This is a genomic window from Roseateles sp. GW835-FHT13E02 (assembly GCF_058794035.1).
The window spans coordinates 113,847-135,562 of the sequence record NZ_JBXAGJ010000015.1; the positions used below are offsets into that span (position 1 = coordinate 113,847).

15 protein-coding genes are annotated in these 21,716 nt (G+C 64.8%); 1 reads left to right on the forward strand and 14 read right to left on the reverse strand.

Going from position 1 to position 21,716, the window contains the following annotated elements:
* Position 1: 1 nt before the first annotated feature.
* The 13 genes from AC1Q6P_RS15725 to rimP form a co-directional block, all read right to left on the reverse strand.
* Positions 2-715 (reverse strand): autoinducer binding domain-containing protein, encoded by a 714-nt coding sequence (locus AC1Q6P_RS15725; RefSeq protein WP_102766785.1) that lies wholly within the window; start codon positions 713-715, stop codon positions 2-4.
* A 237-nt stretch (positions 716-952) separates the two neighbouring features.
* Positions 953-1,513: a methylated-DNA--[protein]-cysteine S-methyltransferase gene (locus AC1Q6P_RS15730; protein WP_492665023.1), complete on the reverse strand. Its 561-nt coding sequence runs from the start codon at positions 1,511-1,513 to the stop codon at positions 953-955.
* 7 nt (positions 1,514-1,520) lie between these two features.
* Entirely contained in the window at positions 1,521-2,609 is a 1,089-nt protein-coding gene (gene dusA / locus AC1Q6P_RS15735) for a tRNA dihydrouridine(20/20a) synthase DusA (protein WP_492665048.1), read from the reverse strand.
* Between the two features lie 64 nt (positions 2,610-2,673).
* Positions 2,674-4,998: a M14 family zinc carboxypeptidase gene (locus AC1Q6P_RS15740; protein ID WP_492665024.1), complete on the reverse strand. Its 2,325-nt coding sequence runs from the start codon at positions 4,996-4,998 to the stop codon at positions 2,674-2,676.
* A gap of 145 nt (positions 4,999-5,143) precedes the next feature.
* The gene (locus AC1Q6P_RS15745) at positions 5,144-6,820 is read right to left on the reverse strand and encodes a formate--tetrahydrofolate ligase (protein WP_492665025.1); all 1,677 of its coding nucleotides are present in this window, start codon (positions 6,818-6,820) and stop codon (positions 5,144-5,146) included.
* A gap of 134 nt (positions 6,821-6,954) precedes the next feature.
* The gene (locus tag AC1Q6P_RS15750; protein ID WP_492665026.1) at positions 6,955-8,076 is read right to left on the reverse strand and encodes an enoyl-CoA hydratase/isomerase family protein; all 1,122 of its coding nucleotides are present in this window, start codon (positions 8,074-8,076) and stop codon (positions 6,955-6,957) included.
* 49 nt (positions 8,077-8,125) lie between these two features.
* Entirely contained in the window at positions 8,126-9,061 is a 936-nt protein-coding gene (locus AC1Q6P_RS15755; RefSeq protein WP_492665027.1) for a DMT family transporter, read from the reverse strand.
* 185 nt (positions 9,062-9,246) lie between these two features.
* Positions 9,247-11,070: a translational GTPase TypA gene (gene typA, locus AC1Q6P_RS15760; protein ID WP_102766791.1), complete on the reverse strand. Its 1,824-nt coding sequence runs from the start codon at positions 11,068-11,070 to the stop codon at positions 9,247-9,249.
* A 26-nt stretch (positions 11,071-11,096) separates the two neighbouring features.
* Complete coding sequence (gene truB, locus AC1Q6P_RS15765) at positions 11,097-12,044, reverse strand: tRNA pseudouridine(55) synthase TruB (protein ID WP_492665028.1); 948 nt, start codon at positions 12,042-12,044, stop codon at positions 11,097-11,099.
* A 30-nt stretch (positions 12,045-12,074) separates the two neighbouring features.
* Positions 12,075-12,500, reverse strand: a complete 426-nt coding sequence (rbfA, locus tag AC1Q6P_RS15770) for a 30S ribosome-binding factor RbfA (RefSeq protein ID WP_492665029.1) — start codon at positions 12,498-12,500, stop codon at positions 12,075-12,077.
* Positions 12,501-12,603: 103 nt separating this feature from the next.
* Positions 12,604-15,648 (reverse strand): translation initiation factor IF-2, encoded by a 3,045-nt coding sequence (gene infB, locus AC1Q6P_RS15775; RefSeq protein ID WP_102766794.1) that lies wholly within the window; start codon positions 15,646-15,648, stop codon positions 12,604-12,606.
* Between the two features lie 69 nt (positions 15,649-15,717).
* Positions 15,718-17,196 carry a transcription termination factor NusA gene (nusA, locus tag AC1Q6P_RS15780; protein WP_102766795.1) on the reverse strand — a complete coding sequence of 493 codons (1,479 nt, stop codon included), beginning with the start codon at positions 17,194-17,196 and terminating at the stop codon, positions 15,718-15,720.
* Positions 17,193-17,858, reverse strand: coding sequence for a ribosome maturation factor RimP (rimP, locus tag AC1Q6P_RS15785; RefSeq protein ID WP_102766796.1), 666 nt, complete (start codon positions 17,856-17,858; stop codon positions 17,193-17,195). The genes nusA and rimP overlap by 4 nt, the downstream gene beginning before the upstream one ends.
* Before the next feature lie 443 nt (positions 17,859-18,301).
* Here rimP and fabI point away from each other — a divergent pair, with 443 nt between their 5' ends.
* A complete protein-coding gene (gene fabI / locus AC1Q6P_RS15790; protein ID WP_492665030.1) occupies positions 18,302-19,081 on the forward strand; it encodes an enoyl-ACP reductase FabI in 780 nt (259 codons plus the stop codon).
* Positions 19,082-19,184: 103 nt separating this feature from the next.
* Here fabI and AC1Q6P_RS15795 read toward each other — a convergent pair whose 3' ends face one another.
* Complete coding sequence (locus AC1Q6P_RS15795; protein ID WP_171828831.1) at positions 19,185-21,446, reverse strand: arginine/lysine/ornithine decarboxylase; 2,262 nt, start codon at positions 21,444-21,446, stop codon at positions 19,185-19,187.
* Between the last annotated feature and the right edge of the window lie 270 nt (positions 21,447-21,716).

A 21,716-nucleotide genomic window follows, 5' to 3' on the forward strand; every position in this document is an offset into this window, starting at 1 on the left:
CTCAGTTCAGCAAACCCAGCAAGGCCGCCTGCACCACCGCAGCGGTCTTGTTGCTGGCGCGCAGCTTGGCCATCGAGTTCTTGATGTGGAAGTTCACCGTGTTCTCGGACACGGTCAGGATGGTGGCGATCTCTCCCGAGGTCTTGCCATCCGCGCTCCACTTGAGCACTTCCAGCTCACGTGTGCTCAAGGCCGCTTCGCGCCCGGGAGCATGGCGACGCTTCAAAAGCCGAGACAGGCTTTGATGCGCGACGCAGACCAGCCAGCGCAGCTTGACCTCCTCCTGGTCCAGCCAGCGCTGTGACAGCGGCTCTTCACTGCGCGCCAGGGTCAGCATGCCACCCACGCCGAAGGCGTCGAGGCTGGACTGGGCCCAGCCATGGCGCAAGCCATGGTCCTGGGCATCACGCCAGAGCTTCAGGGCGTTCACGAACACCGCGTCAGCCCAGACCAGAGGCTGCAGGCTTTGCCGACAATGCAGCACGGTCGGATCGATCTTGAGGTAGTTCTCCTGCGCATAGTGCTGTTGCCAGCGGGCCGGATAGTTGTTCAGCATCACCGTCTTGGGATTGCTGAAGGAACGAGGGATCCGCATGCCATAGGCGCAATAGTCGAAGCCCAGGTCACGCGCAGCACCACCCAGCCGTTGCAGCATCATGTGCTCGCAATCGGCGTCATGCGCCACACGCAACAGTTCCTCCTGCCAAACTTTCATCGCTCCCCCAAGGCTGCTTCGGACACCCAAACAATGGCTGCCCCAGCATACCTGGGGGTCTGAGCCCATCGCCATGTAAACCCTTACAGTTGCCCTGCCCCTTTCGCAAGCAGACGTAACGGCTGGGTCCAGCGCGCACCCGACGAAACGGCGGTCCATGATCCGGACGGCCTCTGCGTGCAAGACAGTCGCATGAAGGCACGCTCGGAACGGGCTCCTTGAGCGCGAGGCTTCCCCCTAGAACGGCAGCTCGGCCTGCCGACCGGGACGATCGGCGGTGGCTCTAGCCTCCAGGCGCAGAAGCGCCAGCTTGGTATGCAAGCTCCCATGGGCCGAAAAACCGCCGGCCGCACTGCCACTGGCCAGGACGCGGTGGCAGGGCACGATGGGCGCAAAAGGGTTGTGGCCCTCGGCCTGCCCCACGGCGCGCGCGGCACCGGGCTGGCCCAGCTGCGCAGCCAGCTCGCCGTAGCTCAAGGTCTGGCCCAGCGGGATTAGGCGCGTCTGCGCGAGCACCTGGCGCTGGAACTCGGGCAGCGCGCTGTCGTCCAGCACGATGGCCAACAACTCCTGATCGTCGTTCAGCTGCCCCGACAGCAGGCGCTGTACGGCCCGTACGGCCGCGGCGATCGGGGGCGGCAATTGATCGGTCTCACGCCCGGCAGGAAAACGCTGGCGCAGACGGTCGCGGCTCAGGCTGGGCGTGGCTTCGGGCAGCTGGCTGCCACAAACCCCGTGCTCATTCCAGGCAATGCCGCAACGGCCCAGGGCGGTGTCGAAGCCATGGAGCCAGATCATCGAGGCTTCAGGCCGCGGTGGCGCTGACACCGGCCTCGGCCGCCAGCTTCTCGGCCGCCTTCTCAGCGACATGAGCCGCCACCCCGACGCGCGCCTGCGTGGCGAGCTCGGCCACAGCGCGCGGCGCCATGGATTTGTACTGATGGTCAGACCAGATCTGGCGCCAGCGGCGCGAGCCGGCCTGGCCGTTCCACAAGCCCAGGGCGTGGCGCATGGCCTGCGGCCAGCTGGCATAGGGGGCCGACGCAACATGGCGCTCCAGATAGAGCAGCCAGTCGGCCTCGACCTGCTCGCGCGACAAGGCCGGGTTGGGCGTGCCGAAGAAGCGGCGATCCCAGTCCACCATCTGCCAAGGCTCGTGGTAAGCCTGACGGCCCACCATCACGCCGTCCACATGCTGGAGCTGCTCGGCAATCTCCTCATCGGTCTTGATGCCGCCGTTGAGCACGAGGGTCAGCGCCGGGAAGTCGCGCTTGAGCTGATGCACCAGTTCGTAGCGCAGCGGCGGGATCTCGCGGTTCTCTTTCGGCGACAGGCCTTGCAGCCAGGCGTTGCGGGCATGGACGATGAAGACCTCGCAGCCGGCCTCGGCGATCTGGCCGACGAAATCACGCACAAAGTCGTAGCTCTCAATTCTGTCGATGCCAATGCGGTGCTTGACCGTCACCGGGATGCTCACCGCATCGCGCATGGCCTTGACGCCATCGGCCACCAGGGCCGGCTCGGCCATCAGGCAGGCGCCAAAAGCGCCGCGCTGCACCCGCTCGCTGGGGCAGCCGCAGTTGAGGTTGACCTCGTCATAACCCCATTGCTCGGCCAGCTTGGCGCAGGCGGCCAGATCGGCCGGCTCCGAGCCACCGAGCTGCAAGGCAACCGGATGCTCTTCGGGGTTGAAGTCGAGATGCCGCGCCTGATCGCCGTGCAACAAGGCGCCGGTCGTCACCATCTCGGTGTAGAGCCGGGTCTGGCGGGTCAGGAGGCGATGGAAGGTCCGGCAATGCCGGTCCGTCCAATCGAGCATGGGGGCAACCGAGAGCCGCCAAGGGCTGATCACGGATGAGTCGGTCGAGGCCGGGGAAGCGGCGGAGGCAAGAATGGGCGCGGTATTCACCGAACGATTATCCCAAAGCCCGCCTCCCCGGCGCCGATCGCCCTCGCCTTCAGGGTGTGAAACTCACGTTCAGGTTCAAGCCCGAGTAGGCGGCGTAGGCGTACAGGCCGATGTAAATCCAGCCGACCGCGGGGCTGGCGATGCTGCAGGTCTCCGTGTTGGTCGAGCCGTTCTGGCGGCAGCTGTAGCTGCTGAGCGTGGGCTGGGCGCCGTTCTGGGTGTAGAGATCCATATCGCCGCTGCCGCCACTGCCCTTGACGACCAGATTGCGCGCACCGCTGGGGATGGCAAGCTTGTAGTAACGCCAACTGCCTCTGGCGCCGCTGAGGCCGCTGACCGTCTGGCCGTTGCTGAGCACCGGCACGTTGTCGGCGCTGAGCACCAGGGGCTTGCTCAAGCTGTTGCTCTTGCCCTCGTTGTCGGTCACCGTCAGGCTGACCGTGTAGCTGCCGGCCGCCGCGTAGGCATGGCTGGGGTTGGCGGCGCTGCTGGTGGCACCGTCGCCGAAGTTCCAGCTGCGCGAGGCGATGCTGCCATCGGCGTCGCTGCTGCGGTCGGTGAAGCTGACGTTGAGGCCGTTGATGCTGGTGTCAAAGGCCGCCACCGGCGCCGTGCCGCCGCTGCTGTCGCTGATGTTCAGAAACACCGCGCTGAGAGCGCCCCAGTTGCCCGCCGCGTCGCGACCGCGTACATAGACCAGGTGCTTGCCGGGCGCCAGGCCGGTGGTGTCGAGGCTGGCGCGCACGGCTTCGCTGCTGCTGTTGAAGCTGCCGTCGCTGGCCTGAAGCGCACGCGGCGTGGCACCGGCCACCCAGGGCGGGGTGTCGATGTAAGCCTCGGCAGCGGCCACGGCCTGGGTCGGCTCGGCACCATTGCTGTTGTTGTAGCGGCTGTCGTCCACGGTGGCGCTGAGGGCCACCTGGGTGCCCGCCGGCACGTCGCTGCTGCTGGCGTTGCCGGCCAGAGCGAGGCTCAGCACATCAGGCCCTGCCGGGGTTTGATAGGGCGTGCGCACCACCTTGGCGGCATAGATCAGGGCCGGCAGATTGCCGGGCAGCACGGTGCTGTTGTAGTAGCTGCATTGCTCGAAGAAGGCCGTGCCCAGCTCGAAGGTGAAGGCCGCCACACCGAGCTCACCGTAGCTCGGGCCATCGCTGGTGCCATCGGTCTCGTACAGGCTCAGCGAGCGCTGCGGCGTGTGCTTGTTCCAGTAGGCGAACTTGCGCCCCAAGGTGGCCAGTTGCTTGTCGTTGCCGGCCACCACCCCATTGGTGCCCCAGGGCCAGAGCAAGAGGCGACCGTGGCTGTGGATGTCCAGATGGATGCCCGAGGTGTCCAGCGGTGCGGCATCGGCGCGGTTGGGGCCACGGCGATCGGGCCAGAGGCTGCGGATGTAGGCCTCCACGGCCTGGGTCTCAGGCTCGGAGGCCGCGCTGGGACCGCGGTAGGTTTCGTTGCAGGCGCTGCCGCTGGAGCCTGCGCCATTGGTGCTGTTCCACTGGAATGTGAAGTTGCGGTTCAGGTCAGCACCGCGGCTGTTGCTGGTGGCGCCGCAGTAGGCGGTGTTGGTGTTCTTGCGCCAGAGCAGGCCGCTTTCCGCCTTCTTGCGGCCATCGGGGTTGGTGGCCAGCAAGAGGTGGATCTCGTGGTGATCAAGGATCCAGGTCGCGTCGGCATCGACGCCGTAGCCATTGACCAGACGCTTGGCGAACTCCAGCACCAAGGGGGTGGTCGTGTACTCGCGGGCATGGATGCCAGCATTGACGAAGAGGCGCGGCTTGCTGGCCGGGCCGGCGCTGTTGCCGAGCTTGAGCACGCGCAGGTCGTAGCCGCCACTGCCACGGGTCTTTTGCCAGCTGTCGCCGATGTCCACCCAGCGTGCCAGCTGGGGCTTGGCCGCGATCAAGGCATCGCCTTCGGTGAACACTTCTTCCACCGTGGGATAGCAGCTGTAGCTGGGAATGCCGGCGAAGCTGGGCACCAGCGCCTTGCCCAGGCTGCGGCGCCGTTCGGCCAGCTCGGCGCTTTCGCGCGCAGCCTGAGCTTGCTGCTCGGGCAGCCATTGTTCATCGACCTGCAGCCGAAAACCCAGGGCGCGCAGCTCACGCGCCTCGCTCGCATCGGCCAGCACGACCAAGTAGCCCAGCTCGTACTTGGATTCCAGGGTGTCGAAGCGGCTGTGGGCAATGCCCTGGGCCAGGCGCAGATCCTTGAAGTAGGCTCGATAGACCGTGCGCAGGTTCTCGGCTGAGGACGCTTTGGCCGACGCCGGATTGGCGGGTGCATCATGCGCCTGCGCCATGAACGATGGCGAGAGCAGAAGGCCGCTGAACATCGAGGTCAGCAGCCAGACCGAGGGGCGAATTGCAGGCATCGAGCTTCTCCTTCGCGAACTGCCCATCCATGGGCCATGGATGGGCAGTGTGCGCAGCCGGCTGGACCAGCGCGCACGGAGAAACCCTCAAATCGGGCCGGGGCTGTAAGGCCTTACAGGTTCAAGCGTTGGCGGCTTGCGAGGCTCAGAACAAACCGCTGATGCGCCCTTGCGCATCGACATCGATGCGCTCGGCCGAGGGCACTTTGGGCAGGCCCGGCATGGTCATGATGTCGCCGCAGATGGCCACCACAAACTCGGCGCCTGCCGCCAGGCGCACTTCGCGCACGCGCAGCACATGGCCTTCGGGCGCGCCGCGCAAGCTGGCATCGCTGCTGAAGGAGTACTGGGTCTTGGCGATGCAGACCGGCAGCTGGCCCCAACCGGCGTTCTGCCAGTCCTGCAGCTGAGCGGCGGCCTTGGGCTCGAACACCACCTCGCCGGCCCGGTAGACCTTGCTGGCGATGGCGCGGATCTTGTCGGCCAGCGGCAGCGCATCCTCGTAGATGCTGGCGGCGCGCGCCCCACCCTGCTCGCACTGGGCCACCACGGCACGGGCCAGCTCGGCCGCACCGGCGCCGCCCTCGGCCCAGTGGGTGGCCAGCACACAGCGCACACTTCGGGCCTGGCAATAGGCCTCGATCAAGGCGATCTCCTCGGCCGTGTCGGCGTCAAAGCGGTTGATGGAGACGATGGCCGGCAGGCCGTAATGCTGCTGCACGTTTTCGATGTGGCGGCCGAGGTTGGCCAGGCCAATTTCCAGCGCCTGCAGGGTGTCACTGCCCGGCTTCTTCGCATCGGCACCGCCGTGGTACTTGAGCGCCCGCACGGTGGCCACGATGACGGCGCAGCTGGGCTGCAGGCCGGCCTTGCGGCACTTGATGTCCATGAACTTCTCGGCACCGAGGTCGGCGCCAAAGCCGGCTTCGGTCACCACATAGTCGGCCAGCTTCAGCGCTGTTTGCGTCGCGATCACCGAGTTGCAGCCATGGGCGATATTGGCAAAAGGGCCGCCATGCACAAAGGCCAGATTGCCCTCCAGGGTCTGCACCAGATTGGGCGCCAGCGCGTCCTTGAGCAAGGCGGCCATGGCGCCATCGGCCTTGAGTTCGCGCGCGGTGACCGGGCGCTTGTCGGCCGTGCTGCCGATGACGATATTGCCGAGGCGGCGCTTCAGATCCTCCAGCGAGGTGGCCAGGCACAAGATCGCCATGACCTCGGAGGCGACCACGATGTCAAAGCCATCCTGGCGCGGATAGCCATTGCCCGGCCCGCCCAAGGCCACGGTGATGTCGCGCAGGGCGCGGTCGTTCATGTCCACCACACGGCGCCAGCTGATGCGGCGCACATCGATGCCGAGCGCATTGCCATGGTGGATGTGGTTGTCGATCAAGGCGGCCAGCAGATTGTTGGCCAGGGCGATGGCATGGAAGTCGCCGGTGAAGTGGAGGTTGATGTCCTCCATGGGCACGATCTGTGCGCGGCCACCTCCGGCTGCGCCGCCCTTCATGCCGAAGCAGGGGCCCAGCGAAGGCTCGCGCAGACAGATCATGGCCTTCTTGCCGATGTGATTGAGACCATCACCCAGGCCCACCGTGGTGGTGGTCTTGCCCTCGCCAGGCGGTGTGGGCGAGATCGCGGTCACCAGGATCAGGTGGCCATTCTTGCGGCCGGCCAGGGCAGGCAGATGTTCCAGGCCCAGCTTGGCCTTGTAGTGACCGTAAGGGCTGAGCGCCTCTTCCGGCAGGTCCAGCGTGCGCTGGGCCAGGGGCAGGATTTTCTGCAGGGTGGCGGCTTGGGCGATCTCGATGTCGGTGGGCATCTGCGGGCTCTTCGGTTGTGGCTGGCTCGGGTGACGCGCCAGCGCAGGGGCCAATGAAAAACGGCAAGGTCCGGTGGGACCTTGCCGCGCAGATTATGGCCTTGCCGCAGGCAGGGATCGCCTGTGCCTCACCCTCAGTTCAGCCCGGCCAAGGGGTGCTGATCCGCCGCCCAGACTGGGGCAAAAAACGCTTGCACTTCCGCCGCGGTGACGTCTTCGCTGCGCGCATGGCGCCAGCGCGGCGCATGGTCCTTGTCCACGGCCAGGGCACGGATGCCTTCCACGGTTTCGCTCTCGGCCGCCGGGCGCAGGTGGAAGCAGTGGTGCACCATATCTCGCTCCATGCGCAGCTCCGCACCCAGACCCATGCCACGCGCGCGGCGCAGCTGTTCCAGCGTGACGGCCAGCATCAGCGGCGAGCGTTTGCGCAAGGTGGCGGCCGTGTGTGCGGCCCATTCGTCGTCGCGCTCGGCCTCCAGCGAGGCCAGGATGGACGGCACATCGGGCAAGGCGAAATGGCGGTCGATGCGGGCGCGCAGCTTCAGGTGATCGGCCGCAGGCGCCAGGTCCACCTTGTCCATGACGGTCGCCACCACATGTTCGGCGCTGCTTTGCTGGCCGTGGCGGAAGGCCTCGATCAAGGCCGGGAAGGCGCTGCTCTGCACAAACACATCGCCCAGGCCCAGCTCGATGGCATCGCCCGCACCAACGGCATGGCCGGTCAGGGCCAGCCACTCGCCGACATGGCCGGGGCATTGGCTGAGGAAGTAGCCGCCGCCCACATCCGGGAACAGGCCGATATTGGTCTCGGGCATGGCCAGGCGCGAATGCTCGTTCAGCACGCGCAGCTTGGCGCCCTGGCTCAAGCCCATGCCGCCGCCCATGACCACGCCGTCCATCAAGGCGATGTAGGGCTTTTTGTAGTGGTGGATCAGGTGGTTGAGCGCGTATTCCTCGGTGAAGAACGCAGCCAGCGCCGCGTCGCCAGCATGGGCCGCGTGGTGGAAGAAGCGGATGTCACCGCCGGCGCAGAAAGCGGCCGGCTTGCCCTCGCGCGCCGCGCCCAGAATCACCACCGCCTCGATCTCGGGCGCCGCCGCCCAGGTCTGCAGCAGCAAGGTCAGATCGCGGATCATGGCCAGGGACAGGGCATTGAGTGCTTGCGCCCGATTCAGGGTGATCAGGCCCAGGCAGCCATTGACCTCGGCCAGAACCTGGCCGGCAGATTGCAGTTCGGGTAGCAAGGGCGGCTTCATGCCTGTCTCCTGGAAACGTTGATGTTCAAGCACGCGATTATCGTTCGCGCTAACGGCGGCGTGCTGCGGCGTGGCCGGCCTGCTCGCGCCAGGCCAGCAGCTCGTTGCCCACCAGGGCCGCAAGCACCAGCCCGCCACCGAGCAAGGCAGCCGACGAAGGCTGCTCGCCCGCCCACAGCCAGGCCCAGAGCACGCCGAAGATCACCTCCAGCTGGGCCAGCAAGGCCACCTCGGGGCCGGACAGCACCCGCGTCAGGTGCACCACCAGCAAGCAAGGCAGGGCCAGCTGAAAGGCGCCCAAGCTGGCCAGCAATCCGACGTCATGCCACGAGGCCTGCAGCGGCCAAGCAAGCGGCAGCATACTCAAAGCCGAGATCAGCGCACCGATCAGCACCGCCAAGGGCATGTCCGAGGCCGTCGACGCTGCAGCAGCGTCGTCCGACGCCCGGCGCCCGGCATGCTGCATCAGGGACCAGTTGATGGCCGAGGCCATGGGCACGCCCAGAGCCACCACGACGCCCAACCAGGCCAGCGGCGACCCTGCACCTCCGCCCTGCCCCAGCTCATGGCCGAACATCCAGGCGATGCCGAGGCTGGCCACGAGAATGGCCAGCCAGGTCCGCGCCGGCAGCCGGTGGTGCAGAAACACCCGCGCCAGCAAGGCGGTCAGCAAAGGGCTGAGCGCCATGGTCACCAGCACATTGGCCACCGTGGTCAGGCTGAGCGCCAGCATGAAGGCAGTGAACATCACCGCCCAGCACAGGCCCGAGGCCCAGACCATGCGCGGCGCCTTGCGCAGCTGAGCCAACAGCGCGCTGCCACGCAGCCAAGCCAAGCCGATCAGCAAAGCCAGGGCATTGAAAGCACTGCGCCAAAAGGTCAGCTCAAAGCCACGCGCCGCCTCCAGATGGCGCGTGACCACCCCCGCCGTGCTCCACAGCAGGGTGACCAACACCATCAGAACCACAGCCTTGCGATGTGTCACGGCAGATGAATTGAGAGCGCCCCTGAGAGGGGCGCGGGCAACAGACTGACTGGAGCCCTCCTCTCGGAGGAGGGCTGCGCCCGGACTGAAACAGTCCTGAGGACTGTTTCAGCCTGGCAAAGGCCAGGTTCTCTGGCCCTGGCTGGGAGGAGCACAGTGAACTCGCTGGAGCGAGCTTCGCGCTCTTAGGAGCGCGCAGCTCGCTTGCGCTCGTTCTCGGTCAGGAAGCGCTTGCGCAGACGCACGCTCTTGGGCGTGATTTCGACCAGTTCGTCGTCGTCGATGAAGTCCACGCCGTATTCCAGGGTCAGGTCGATCGGCGGGGTGATCTTGATCGCATCTTCCTTGCCGCTGACGCGGAAGTTGGTCAGCTGCTTGGTGCGGGTGGCATTGACGACCAGATCGTTGTCACGGCTGTGGATGCCGACGATCATGCCTTCGTAGACCGGATCGTTGGGCTTGACGAACATGCGGCCGCGGTCATCCAGCTTGCCCAGGGCGTAGGTGAAGATTTCCCCTTCGTCCATGGAGATCAGCACGCCGTTCTTGCGGCCACCGATTTCGCCCTTGTGGGCTTCGTAGCCGTCGAAGATCGAAGAGATCAGGCCCGAACCACGGGTCAAATTCATGAACTCGTTGGAGAAACCGATCAGGCCACGGGCCGGGATGCGGTATTCCAGGCGCACGCGGCCATGGCCGTCCGGCTCCATGTTCAGCATTTCACCCTTGCGCAGACCCAGGGCCTGCATCACGCCGCCTTGGTGTGCTTCTTCCACGTCGGCCGTCACCAGCTCCATCGGCTCGCACTTCACGCCGTCGATGTCCTGGAACATCACGCGCGGCTTGGACACAGCCAGCTCATAGCCTTCACGGCGCATGTTTTCCAACAAGATGGTCAGATGCAGTTCGCCGCGGCCGCAGACTTCGAAGATGCCGTCTTCGTCGGTTTCCTTCACGCGCAGGGCCACGTTGTGCTGCAGTTCCTTTTGCAGGCGGTCCCAGATCTGACGGCTGGTCACGAACTTGCCTTCACGGCCGGCCAGGGGCGAGGTGTTGACGCAGAAATTCATGGTCAGCGTCGGCTCGTCCACCTTCAGCATGGGCAGTGGGCTGGGGTTGGCCGGGTCGGTCACGGTCACGCCGATGCCGATGTCCTCGATGCCGTTGATCAGCACGATGTTGCCGGGGCCGGCTTCGGTCACTTGCACGCGGTCCAGACCTTGGAAGGTCAGCACCTGGTTGATGCGGCCGTTGACGGACTTGCCGTCCGGGCCTTCCATCACGGCCACTTGCATGCCGGGCTTGATGGTGCCTTGGCTGATGCGGCCCACGCCGATACGGCCGACAAAGGTCGAAAAGTCCAGGGCCGAGATCTGCAGCTGCAGCGGGGCGGCCGGGTCACCCGATTGCGCGGGCACATGCTTGAGCACGGTGTTGAACAGGGCGGACATGTCCGGACCCCACTGCTCACCGGGCTTGCCTTCTTCCAGCGAGGTCCAGCCATTGATGCCCGAGGCGTACACGACCGGGAAGTCCAGCTGCTCATCGGTGGCGCCCAGCTTGTCGAACAGGTCGAAGGCGGCGTTGATCACGGCATCCGGCTTGGCACCGGGCTTGTCCACCTTGTTGACCACGACGATGGGCTTCAGACCCAGGGCCAGGGCCTTCTTGGTCACGAAGCGGGTCTGGGGCATCGGGCCTTCTTGGGCGTCGATCAGCAGCACCACACCGTCCACCATGCTCAGTGCGCGCTCGACTTCACCGCCGAAGTCCGCGTGTCCGGGGGTGTCGACGATGTTGATGTGAGTGCCTTCCCAGGACACGGCGCAGTTCTTGGCCAAGATCGTGATGCCGCGCTCACGTTCGATGGCGTTGTTGTCCATCACCGTGTCGACGACTTTTTCGTGGTCGGCGAAGGTGCCGCTTTGGCGCAGCAATTGGTCGACCATGGTGGTTTTGCCATGGTCAACGTGGGCGATGATGGCGATGTTACGAATCTGCTTGCTCATACGACACTTTCAAAAAATTCTGGACTTCAGGCGGCTGGTGTACCCATGAGGCTTTGCACCTCGGCGGGACTCAGCAGCCGGTCGGCGATCAGCTCGCCAGCCTGGACATGGGCGCTGCCTAGAAAGGCTTGCGGCTCGGGGCCGTAGACCCGCACATGCGGGACATCGGCAGCGGCAACTCGGCGCCGCAGACCGGTGAGAAAGCGGGCGGCTTCGTCGCTGCTCAAACGCAGCTCGGGCCAGTCCGCCAACAAAGAGTCGGGTGGGCGCAGCAAGGCTTCGCGCTCGCTTTCGGTCAGCGCTGCCAGGGCGTCCAGGCTGATGGCCTGTTCCACCGACACCGGCCCGGATGCGGTGCGACGCAGCGCACTCAATCGCGCGCCACAACCCAGCAAGCGACCCAGGTCTTCCGCCAGGGTGCGCACATAGGTGCCCTTGCTGCAGCGCACGGCAATTACCAGCTCATCATCCTGCCAATGCAGGATGTCCAGCGCGTGAATGGTGACCTGTCGCGATGGGCGCTCGATGGTGATGCCGGCGCGGGCATATTCGTACAGCGGCCGGCCTTCATGCTTGAGGGCCGAGTACATCGGCGGCACCTGGGTGATCTCGCCGCGCAGCTGGGCGCAGGCGGCCTCAATCTGTTCGCGGCTCAGCTTCACCGGGTGGCGCTCCAGCACCTCGCCTTCACCGTCGCCGGTGGTGGTGATCTCACCAAGCTTGAGGGTGGCGGTGTAGGCCTTGTCGGCATCGAGGCTGACCTGGCTGAACTTGGTGCCGGCACCGAAGCACAGCGGCAGCAGGCCGGTGGCCAGCGGGTCCAGCGTGCCGGTGTGGCCGGCCTTTTCCGCCCGCAGCAGCCATTTGGCTTTTTGCAGCGCGTCATTGCTGGACAGACCCAGCGGCTTGTCAAGCAGCAGCACGCCGTGCAGGGCACGGCGCGGTGTCTTGACGCGCTGGGGACGGGTGTTCATGGTGGACAAAGAATCAGGGCTTCTCGAAGTTCACTCGGCGCGGTCGGAGGGCTTGCTCGCCTCGGCAGCAGCGTCGCCTTCAGCGGGCGCCTCGTCATCGAGGGCGCGCGTGGCATTGGCCTTGTGGATCAGCGCGCTCAACTCGGCCGCGCGCTCGATGCTGCGGTCGTAGTGGAAATGCAGGCTGGGCACAGTGTGGATCTGCAGGCGCTTGAACAGGCCGTTGCGCAGAAAACCGGCGGCTTCGTTCAAGGCTTCCGCGGTTTCGGTCGGATCGCCGACCAGCACCGAGAAGAACACCTTCGCATGCGCGTAGTCGGGCGTCACCTCTACGGCATTGACCGTGGCCATGCCGATGCGGGGGTCCTTGAGCTCGCGGATCAGCTCGGCCAGATCGCGCTGGATCTGGTCGGCCACGCGGAAGCTGCGGTTGGGGATGACTCGTTTGTGTCGCATCTCGGACTGCTCCTGTGCTGAGACTGCAGGCGGCGCCCCTCACAAACACAAACCCCGCCACTCTCGGGAGGGCGGGGTTTGCGCCGGTTGGGGCAACTCCGCTTTACAGCGTTCGCGCCACTTCCTTGACCTCGAAGAATTCCAGCTGATCGCCCTCGGCGATGTCGCTGTAGTTCTTCAGCTTGATACCGCACTCGAAGCCTTCGCGGACTTCGCGCACATCGTCCTTCATGCGCTTGAGCGTGTCGATCTCGCCGGTGTAGATCACCACGTTGTCGCGCAGCAGGCGGAAGCGTGCCGAACGGTTGACCACGCCCGAAGTGACCATACATCCGGCGATGGTGCCGATCTTGGTCGCCACAAACACGGTGCGGATCTCGGCCATGCCGATGACTTCCTCGCGCTGCTCGGGAGCCAGCATGCCGGTCATCGCTGCCTTCACCTCATCCACGGCGTCGTAAATGATGTTGTAGTAGCGCAGATCGACGGCATTGCCTTCGGCCAGCTTGCGCGCACCAGCATCAGCCCGCACGTTGAAGCCAATGATGACGGCCTTGGAGGCGATCGCCAGGTTGACGTCCGACTCGCTGATGCCACCGACGGCGGCGTGCACGATCTGCACCTTGACTTCGGCGGTCGACAGCTTGAGCAGCGAAGAAGCCAGGGCTTCCTGCGAACCTTGCACATCGCTCTTGATGATGATGCCCAGGGTCTGCACATCGCCGGCACCCATGTTCTCGAACATGTTTTCCAGCTTGGCGGCTTGCTGACGCGACAGCTTGACGTCACGGTACTTGCCCGAACGGAAGGTGGCGATTTCACGGGCACGGCGTTCATCCGACAACACCATGAACTCATCACCAGCCTGCGGCACTTCGGTCAGACCCTGGATTTCCACCGGGATGGAAGGACCGGCTTCGGTCGCAGCCTTGCCGTCTTCGTCCAGCATGGCGCGCACGCGGCCATAGGTCGAACCGGCCAGCACCACATCGCCGCGCTTGAGCGTACCGCTCTGCACCAGCACCGTGGCCACGGGGCCGCGGCCCTTGTCCAGCTTGGCTTCGATCACCAGACCCTTGGCCATGGAGGCGACCGGGGCCTTGAGTTCCAGCACTTCGGCTTGCAGCAGCACTTGCTCCAGCAGGCTGTCCATGCCCTCGCCCGTCTTGGCCGAGACCGGCACAAAGGGGGTGTCGCCGCCGAAGTCTTCCGGCACGACGCCTTCGGCCACCAGCTCGCCCTTCAGGCGTTCGATGTTGGCGCCTTGCTTGTCGATCTTGTTCATGGCCACGACCATGGGCACGCCCGCAGCCTTGGCATGGTGGATCGCTTCCTTGGTCTGAGGCATCACGCCGTCGTCCGCCGCCACCACCAGGATGACGATGTCGGTGGCGGTGGCGCCACGGGCACGCATGGCCGTGAAGGCCGCGTGACCCGGGGTGTCCAGGAAGGTGATCACGCCGCGCGGGGTTTCCACGTGGTAGGCACCGATGTGCTGCGTGATGCCGCCGGCTTCACCCGCGGCCACACGGGCACGACGGATGTAGTCCAGCAGCGAGGTCTTGCCGTGGTCGACGTGACCCATGACGGTGACCACCGGTGCGCGGGGCAGCGCTTCGTGCTGCTGCTCGGCGCCAGCGCCCTCTTCTTCCAGGAAGGCATCGGGATCGTCCAGCTTGGCGGCAAAGGCCTTGTGGCCCATTTCTTCCACCAAGATCATGGCGGTTTCCTGGTCCAGCTGCTGGTTGATGGTGACCATCTGGCCCAGCTTCATCAACTGCTTGATGACCTCAGAGGCCTTGATGGACATCTTGTGCGCCAGATCGGCCACCGAGATGGTTTCCGGCACATGCACCTCTTGCACCACCTGCTCCGCCGGAGCGACGAAGGTCGAGGTGCTGCTGCCACGGCGATCGGCACCGCGATCATTGCCGCGACGGCCAGCCGGGCCGCTGCGACCCGGCGCACGCCAGGCCGAAGACGGACGCGCACCGCCCGGAGCGGCCGGGCCGCTGGGCTTGGCGCCACGCTTCTTGGCATCGTCGGCCCAGCTGGACGACAGCTTCTCCGACTTGACCGACTTCTTGTCGCCCGGCTTGGCAGCACCGGCCGTGGCGGCGCCCGGCGCGGCAGGCGCGCCCGGGGTGCCCGGCTTCTTGTGGATGGTGCCCTTGATGCCTTCCTTGCTGGCTTCGACCGGCTTGGGCTCTTCCTTCTTCGCGACCATCACCTTCTTCGGTGCATTCATCATCGCGCGGATGGCAGCAGCCTCGGCCTCGGCGGCCTTGCGGCGGCGCTCCAGGTCGACCTGTTTTTGCTTCTCTTCGGCGCCGACGTCCACGGCCTTGACCACGCGCAGGGCGGGCTTGGGCGCTTCAGCGGGAGCGGCTGGTGCAGCGGCGGCGACCGGGGCAGCCGCAGGGGCCTCCACCGGCGCTGCAGCGACCGGAGCCGGTGCGGGTGCAGCCACCGGAGCGGGTGCCGGCGCACGAGCAGCGGCAGCGGCGCGGTTGATGGCGGCAGCTTCCTTGGCAGCGGCTTCGGCCGTCTGGCGCGGGGCCTTGGCCTTGGCAGCCAGCTTGGCGGCCGCGGCTTCTTCAGCAGCGCGGGCGGCGGCTTCTTCAGCGGCGCGCGCCTCTGCGGCGGCTTGTTCGGCCTTTTCCTTGCGGCGTTGCTCTTCGGCTTCGCGGGCGCGGGCTTCGGCTTCTTCGCGTTCCTTCACGCGGGCAGCCAGCTCCTGCTCTTGCTGGCGCAGGGCGGCAGCTTGAGCCTGGGCTTCTTCCTCGCGGCGGTGCAGTTCCGCTTCCTCAGCGGCAGCCGTGGCGGCGTCGTCGACACCGGTGGCGTCGTCGCGCTTGACGAAGGTGCGCTTCTTGCGCACTTCGACCTGGATGGTGCGGGCTTTGCCGCTGGCATCGGCCTGCTTGATTTCGCTGGTCGACTTGCGGGTCAGCGTGATCTTCTTGCGATCGGCGCCGCCGGTACCGTGCGCGGTGCGCAGGTAGTCGAGCAGACGTTCCTTGTCGGCTTCATTGAGCGCGTCATCGGGAGAAGACGTCTTGACGCCCGCAGCTTGCAGCTGCTCAAGCAGCGTGCTCGCAGGCCTATTAAGCTCTGCGGCGAACTGGGCGACGGTAGTCACAGCCATTGTTGGATCCTTAACTTATGCGTTCGGTGCTGGGCGAATGATTGGGCAATGTCGAGAGGCTGAATCGCCTCAGGCGTTGAACCAATGTTCGCGGGCCTTCATGATCAGAGCGCGGGCCGCACCCTCATCCATACCGGCCAATTCAACGAGCTCGTCGACGGCCAGGTCGGCCAGGTCGTCGCGAGTGTGGATGTCGCCATCCGCGAGCTTGGCGACCAGATCGGGCGTCATGCCTTCCAGGTCGCGCAGGTCTTGGGAAACTTCCTCGACCTTTTCTTCGCGGGCGATTTCCATGGTCAACAAGGCATCCTTGGCCCGGGTGCGCAATTCATTGACCGTGTCCTCGTCGAAGGCCTCAACTTCCAGCATTTCCTGCATAGGCACGTAGGCCACTTCTTCCAGGCTGGTAAAACCCTCGGCGATCAAAATATCGGCCACTTCGGCATCGACATCGAGTTTCTCGATGAAGAGCTTGCGGACCGATTCCGATTCCTGCTCATGCTTCACAGCCGATTCCTCGGCCGACATGATGTTGATGCGCCAGCCGGTCAGCTCGGACGCGAGCCGCACGTTCTGGCCGCCACGGCCGATGGCGATGGCGAGGTTTTCCTCGTCGACCACCACGTCCATGGCATGACGTTCTTCGTCCACCACGATGGACTGCACATTGGCCGGAGCCAGTGCACCGATCACAAACTGGGCCGGATCTTCCGACCACAGCACGATGTCCACGCGCTCGCCGGCCAACTCATTGGTCACGCCGTTGACGCGCGAACCGCGCACGCCGACGCAGGTACCGATGGGGTCGACACGCTTGTCGTGCGAGAGCACGGCCAGCTTGGCGCGCGAGCCGGCGTCACGCGCGCAGCTCTTGATCTCCAGCAGGCCTTGTTCGATCTCAGGCACTTCCTGGGCGAACAATTCCTTCATGAACTCGGGGCTCGAGCGCGACAGCATGATCTGCGGGCCGCGCTGGGTCGGATCCACGCCCAGGATCACGGCACGCACGCGGTCGCCGGTGCGCAGGTTTTCCTTGGGGATCATTTCCGAGCGCTTCAGGCGGCCTTCGATGCGGCCCGACTCGGCAATGATGTCGCCCTTGTCTAGGCGCTTGACGGTGCCGACGAAGATCTGCTCGCCGCGGGCCAGGAAGTCGTTCAGCAACTGCTCACGCTCGGCGTCACGGATCTTCTGCAGGATGACCTGCTTGGCCGCTTGCGCACCGATACGGCCGATGGGCACGGATTCGATGGGCTCTTCGATGTGGTCTTCCACCTCGATGTCAGGGATTTGCTCCTGAGCTTCGAACAGCAGGATTTCCGCATCGGGGTTTTGCAGGCCGGCCTCGTTGGGCACGACGTGCCAACGGCGGAATGTCTCGTACGCGCCGGAATCCCGGTCAATCGAAACGCGAATGTCGGCCTCGCCGCCACACAGCTTCTTGGTGGCCGAAGCCAGGGCGGCCTCGACCGCACCAAACACCACATCGAGCTCCACGCTCTTCTCGCGCGAAATCGCGTCCACCAGCATCAACAGTTCGCGGTTCATTGATCAGGACCTCCGTCAACCTTGTCATCCTTGCGTGCGGGCTTGGCGCGCGGCGGCTTCTTGGCCGGCGCGGGCTTCACACCACGACCCTTGAAGCTCACCACGGGCACCAAGCGGGCCTCGCGCACTTCTTCAAGAGAAAAATCCAGCGCCTGTTCGGCACCACCTTCACTGAACACCAGACGCCAGGCCTGGGTGTCGGCAAATGCAGCCAGCACGGCCAGCGCCGCCGCCGGCTCGATCACGGCCACGCCATCAGGCGCAACCAGAGGGAACGGGTGGGCCAGCGGCTCGCCACCCTCGACCGGCTGCTGGGCCAGCACGCCCTTGTATTTCTTGCGACCTTGGAACGGCATGCGCAGCGTGATCTCGATTTCCTCGCCGAGGAAGCGCGCATAGTCCTGCGGCTTCTTCAGGGGTCGATCCAGACCGGGCGACGACACTTCCAGGCGCTCGTAGGCGCAGCCTTCCACTTCCAGCAAATACTGCAACTGCCGAGTCACACGCTCGCAGTCATCCACGCTGATCAAAGCGCCGGTCAGCGCCTCAGCGGGCAGTTTGTCGATGTACACGCGCAGCAAGCCCCCCGGACTGCGCTCGCAGTCCACCAGGTCGTAACCCAAACCGGTCACGGTTTTCTCAACAGCGTCTTGCCAATTCATGCGTGGTCTATCTTCGTTTCTCTCGCGGAGGCTGATCCGTACGGCGATTTCAAAAAGGACACGGAACGATCAAGCAAAAAAAATGGGCTGGATGAATCCGCCCATGTTCTTACAGCGCTGAAAACCGACATGCACTCCCTCACGAAGCACCCGCCTGCCGCACTGCCCGACCAGCTTATGAGATCCGGATCCGCCCCACTTGAACCACGCCTCATGACGTCGCCGCAAGCTGCCGCACCACAAACCCCCAGCTCGCCAGCCTCTCACTGTGCCTGCACTTGAAGCCAAGTCGCAAGCCGGTGTTTTTGCTAACAAACCATCCGCCGTGTCCAACAGCGAAGCCGGGATTGTACTATGCAAGCACCATGCCCACAAGCGCGCAGCTTGCGAAGAGGCATTGGCATGCGAAAATCCCACGCTGATTTCAAACCTAGGAGCCACACATGGGATTTCTCGCAGGCAAGCGATTGCTGATCACGGGCGTGCTGTCCAACCGATCCATCGCTTATGGCATTGCAAAAGCCTGCCACCGGGAGGGTGCGGAACTGGCCTTCAGTTACCAAGGCGAGCGTTTCAAGGACCGCATCACCGAGTTTGCCGCGGAGTTTGATTCCAAACTGGTGTTTGATTGCGATGTATCCGACGACGCGCAAATCGAAGCCCTGTTCAATCAATTGGGCGAGGCCTGGCCCGAGTTTGACGGCTTTGTGCATTCCATCGGTTTTGCCCCGCGCGAAGCGATCGCCGGCGACTTTCTCGATGGCCTGACGCGCGAGAATTTCCGCATTGCCCACGACATCTCGGCCTACAGCTTCCCGGCCATGGCCAAGCTGGCCGCCCCGCGCCTGCGCCAGGGCGCTGCGCTGCTGACCCTGTCCTACCTGGGTGCCGCGCGCTTCGTGCCCAACTACAACACCATGGGTCTGGCCAAGGCCTCGCTGGAAGCCAGCGTGCGCTACCTGGCCCACTCCCTGGGCGCCAAGGGTGTGCGCGTCAACGGCATCTCGGCCGGCCCGATCAAGACCCTGGCCGCCTCCGGCATCAAGGATTTCGGCAAGCTGCTCAGCCAATTCGCTGCGAGCACCCCGATTCGCCGCAACGTGACAATCGAGGATGTCGGTAATGTGGCCGCATTCCTGCTGTCCGACCTGGCCGCCGGCGTCAGCGCCGAAATCACCTATGTGGACGGTGGCTTCAGCCATGTGGCGCTGAGCGAAGGCTGAGCCCTTCTCTCGGCGGCGTATGCCGGCCGAGCTCTCGGCGGGCAGCCGCAAGATAAAAGAACGGGACCCGAGGGTCCCGTTTTTGTTGTGCGTCGCCGCCGGATCAGCCCGCCGCCACGCAATCCACGTAGTAACGCGAACGACCGTCTTCGCCCTTGTCTTCCACCAGGCCGTGCACATCGGTGGCAAAGCCGGGGAACTTGGCGTTGAAGTCTCGGGTGAACTTCAGATAGTCCACGATCTTCTTGTTGAAGCGCTCGCCCGGGATCAAGAGCGGAATGCCCGGCGGGTACGGGGTCAGCAGCGAGGTGGTCACACGGCCTTCCAGCTGATCGATCTCGACCCGCTCGGTACGGCGGTGGGCGATGTGCGCAAACGCATCGCTGGGCTTCATCGCCGGCTCCAGGTCGGACAGATAGACCTCGGTGGTCAATCGCGCGATGTCGCCCTTGGCATAGGCCTCGTGGATGCTCTGGCAGAGGTCACGCAAGCCCATGCGCTCGTAGCGCGGCTGGGCGGCACAGAACTCCGGCAGGATGCGCCACAGCGGCGCGTTCTTGTCGTAGTCGTCCTTGAACTGCTGCAGCGCGGTCAGCAGCGTGTTCCAACGGCCCTTGGTGATGCCGATGGTGAACAGGATGAAGAAGCTGTACAGGCCCGTCTTCTCGACCACCACACCGTGCTCAGCCAGGAACTTGGTGACGATGGAGGCCGGAATGCCAGTCTCGGCAAACTTGCCGCTCATGTCCATGCCGGGGGTGATGATGGTGGACTTGATCGGGTCCAACATATTGAAGCCGGCGGCGATCTCGCCGAAGCCGTGCCAGGCTTCGTTGGCGCCCAGCATCCAGTCGGCCGGCTTGCCGTAGCCATCCTCGACCAACTGATCAGGGCCCCAGACCTTGAACCACCAATCCTGGTCGTACTCCTCGTCCACCTTGCGCATGGCGCGGCGGAAGTCCAGCGCTTCGGAGATGCTCTCCGCCACCAGGGCCGTGCCGCCGGGGGGCTCCATCATGGCCGCGGCCACATCGCAGCTGGCGATGATGGAGTACTGCGGGCTGGTCGAGGTGTGCATCAAATACGCCTCGTTGAACAAATGCTTGTCCAGCTTGACGTTCTGCGAGTCCTGCACCAAGACCTGCGACGCCTGGCTCAAACCGGCCAGCAACTTGTGGGTGGACTGGGTCGCGTAGACCATGGCGGTCTTGGGGCGCACCCGGTTCTTTCCCATGGCATGGTAGGAGCCATAGAAGTTATGGAAAGCCGCATGCGGCAACCAGGCTTCGTCGAAATGCAGGGTGTCGATCCAGCCATCGAGCTTCTGCTTGATGGTCTCGGTGTTGTAGAGCACGCCATCGTAGGTGCTCTGGGTCAGCGTCATGATGCGCGGCTTGACCGTCTCGGGGTCCACGCCCTTGAGCAGCGGGTTCTTGGCGATCTTTTTCTTGATGGTCTCGGGCGAGAACTCGCTCTCGGGGATGGGACCGATGATGCCGTAGTGGTTGCGCGTCGGCGTCATGAAGACCGGCACCGCGCCGGTCATGATGATGCTGTGCAAGATGCTCTTGTGGCAGTTGCGGTCCACCACCACCACATCGCCGGGCGCCACCGTGTGGTGCCAGACCATCTTGTTGGAGGTGCTGGTGCCATTGGTGACGAAGAAGCAGTGGTCGGCATTGAAGATGCGCGCGGCATTCTTCTCGGACGCAGCCACCGGGCCGGTGTGGTCCAGCAATTGGCCAAGTTCCTCGACCGCATTGCAGACGTCGGCGCGCAGCATGTTCTCGCCGAAGAACTGGTGGAACATCTGGCCCACGGGGCTCTTCAGGAAGGCCACGCCACCCGAGTGACCCGGGCAGTGCCAGCTGTAGGAGCCGTCTTGCGCGTAATCCATCAGCGCCTTGAAGAACGGCGGCGCCAGGCCGTCGAGGTAGCTCTTGGCCTCGCGGATGATGTGGCGGGCCACGAACTCCGGCGTGTCCTCGAACATATGAATGAAGCCGTGCAGCTCACGCAGGATGTCGTTGGGCAGATGCTGCGAAGTGCGCGTCTCGCCGTAGATGTAGATGGGGATGTCGGCGTTCTTGAAGCGGATTTCTTCGATGAACTTGCGCAGACTCAGCACGGCCGGGTCCAGCTCGGGGCCGGGCGTGAATTCCTCGTCGTCGATGGACAGGATGAAGGCACTGGCGCGGCTTTGCTGCTGCGCAAACTGACTCAGGTCGCCATAGCTGGTGGCGCCCAGGACTTCAAAGCCCTCTTTCTGGATCGCGTCGGCCAGGGCGCGGATGCCCAAACCCGAGGTGTTCTCGGAGCGATAGTCCTCGTCGATGATGACGATGGGAAAGCGAAAGCGCAGCATGTGAAAGCCTCCAGGGCCTGGGACAGAAAAACGAAAGGCGCGAAGTGTAGGGCCAAGCCAAGCCAGTGTGCGACGCACCCCGGCCTTTGTCGCACAAACAGGACGCCCGCGGGCGCTTCCCAGTGTCTTTTGGCATCCCGACATGGGCCGTGGAAACTCAATTTGTCCGGGTCGGCGCGCTGCTCAGCAGGAGACATCCGCCGCCGTACACTCAGCGCGAAACACAGGCCTCTTTTACGCCGGCAAACATGCCCCGAGCAAGTAAGCGTG

Bases quoted from the DNA above. Each gene is read 5' to 3' on its own strand.
- AC1Q6P_RS15725 (WP_102766785.1), bottom strand. From the start codon at position 715: ATGAAAGTTTGGCAGGAGGAACTGTTGCGTGTGGCGCATGACGCCGAT.
- AC1Q6P_RS15730 (WP_492665023.1), bottom strand. From the start codon at position 1,513: ATGATCTGGCTCCATGGCTTCGACACCGCCCTGGGCCGTTGCGGCATT.
- AC1Q6P_RS15740 (WP_492665024.1), bottom strand. From the start codon at position 4,998: ATGCCTGCAATTCGCCCCTCGGTCTGGCTGCTGACCTCGATGTTCAGC.
- AC1Q6P_RS15745 (WP_492665025.1), bottom strand. From the start codon at position 6,820: ATGCCCACCGACATCGAGATCGCCCAAGCCGCCACCCTGCAGAAAATC.
- AC1Q6P_RS15750 (WP_492665026.1), bottom strand. From the start codon at position 8,076: ATGAAGCCGCCCTTGCTACCCGAACTGCAATCTGCCGGCCAGGTTCTG.
- typA (WP_102766791.1), bottom strand. From the start codon at position 11,070: ATGAGCAAGCAGATTCGTAACATCGCCATCATCGCCCACGTTGACCAT.
- truB (WP_492665028.1), bottom strand. From the start codon at position 12,044: ATGAACACCCGTCCCCAGCGCGTCAAGACACCGCGCCGTGCCCTGCAC.
- rbfA (WP_492665029.1), bottom strand. From the start codon at position 12,500: ATGCGACACAAACGAGTCATCCCCAACCGCAGCTTCCGCGTGGCCGAC.
- infB (WP_102766794.1), bottom strand. From the start codon at position 15,648: ATGGCTGTGACTACCGTCGCCCAGTTCGCCGCAGAGCTTAATAGGCCT.
- nusA (WP_102766795.1), bottom strand. From the start codon at position 17,196: ATGAACCGCGAACTGTTGATGCTGGTGGACGCGATTTCGCGCGAGAAG.
- rimP (WP_102766796.1), bottom strand. From the start codon at position 17,858: ATGAATTGGCAAGACGCTGTTGAGAAAACCGTGACCGGTTTGGGTTAC.
- fabI (WP_492665030.1), top strand. From the start codon at position 18,302: ATGGGATTTCTCGCAGGCAAGCGATTGCTGATCACGGGCGTGCTGTCC.
- AC1Q6P_RS15795 (WP_171828831.1), bottom strand. From the start codon at position 21,446: ATGCTGCGCTTTCGCTTTCCCATCGTCATCATCGACGAGGACTATCGC.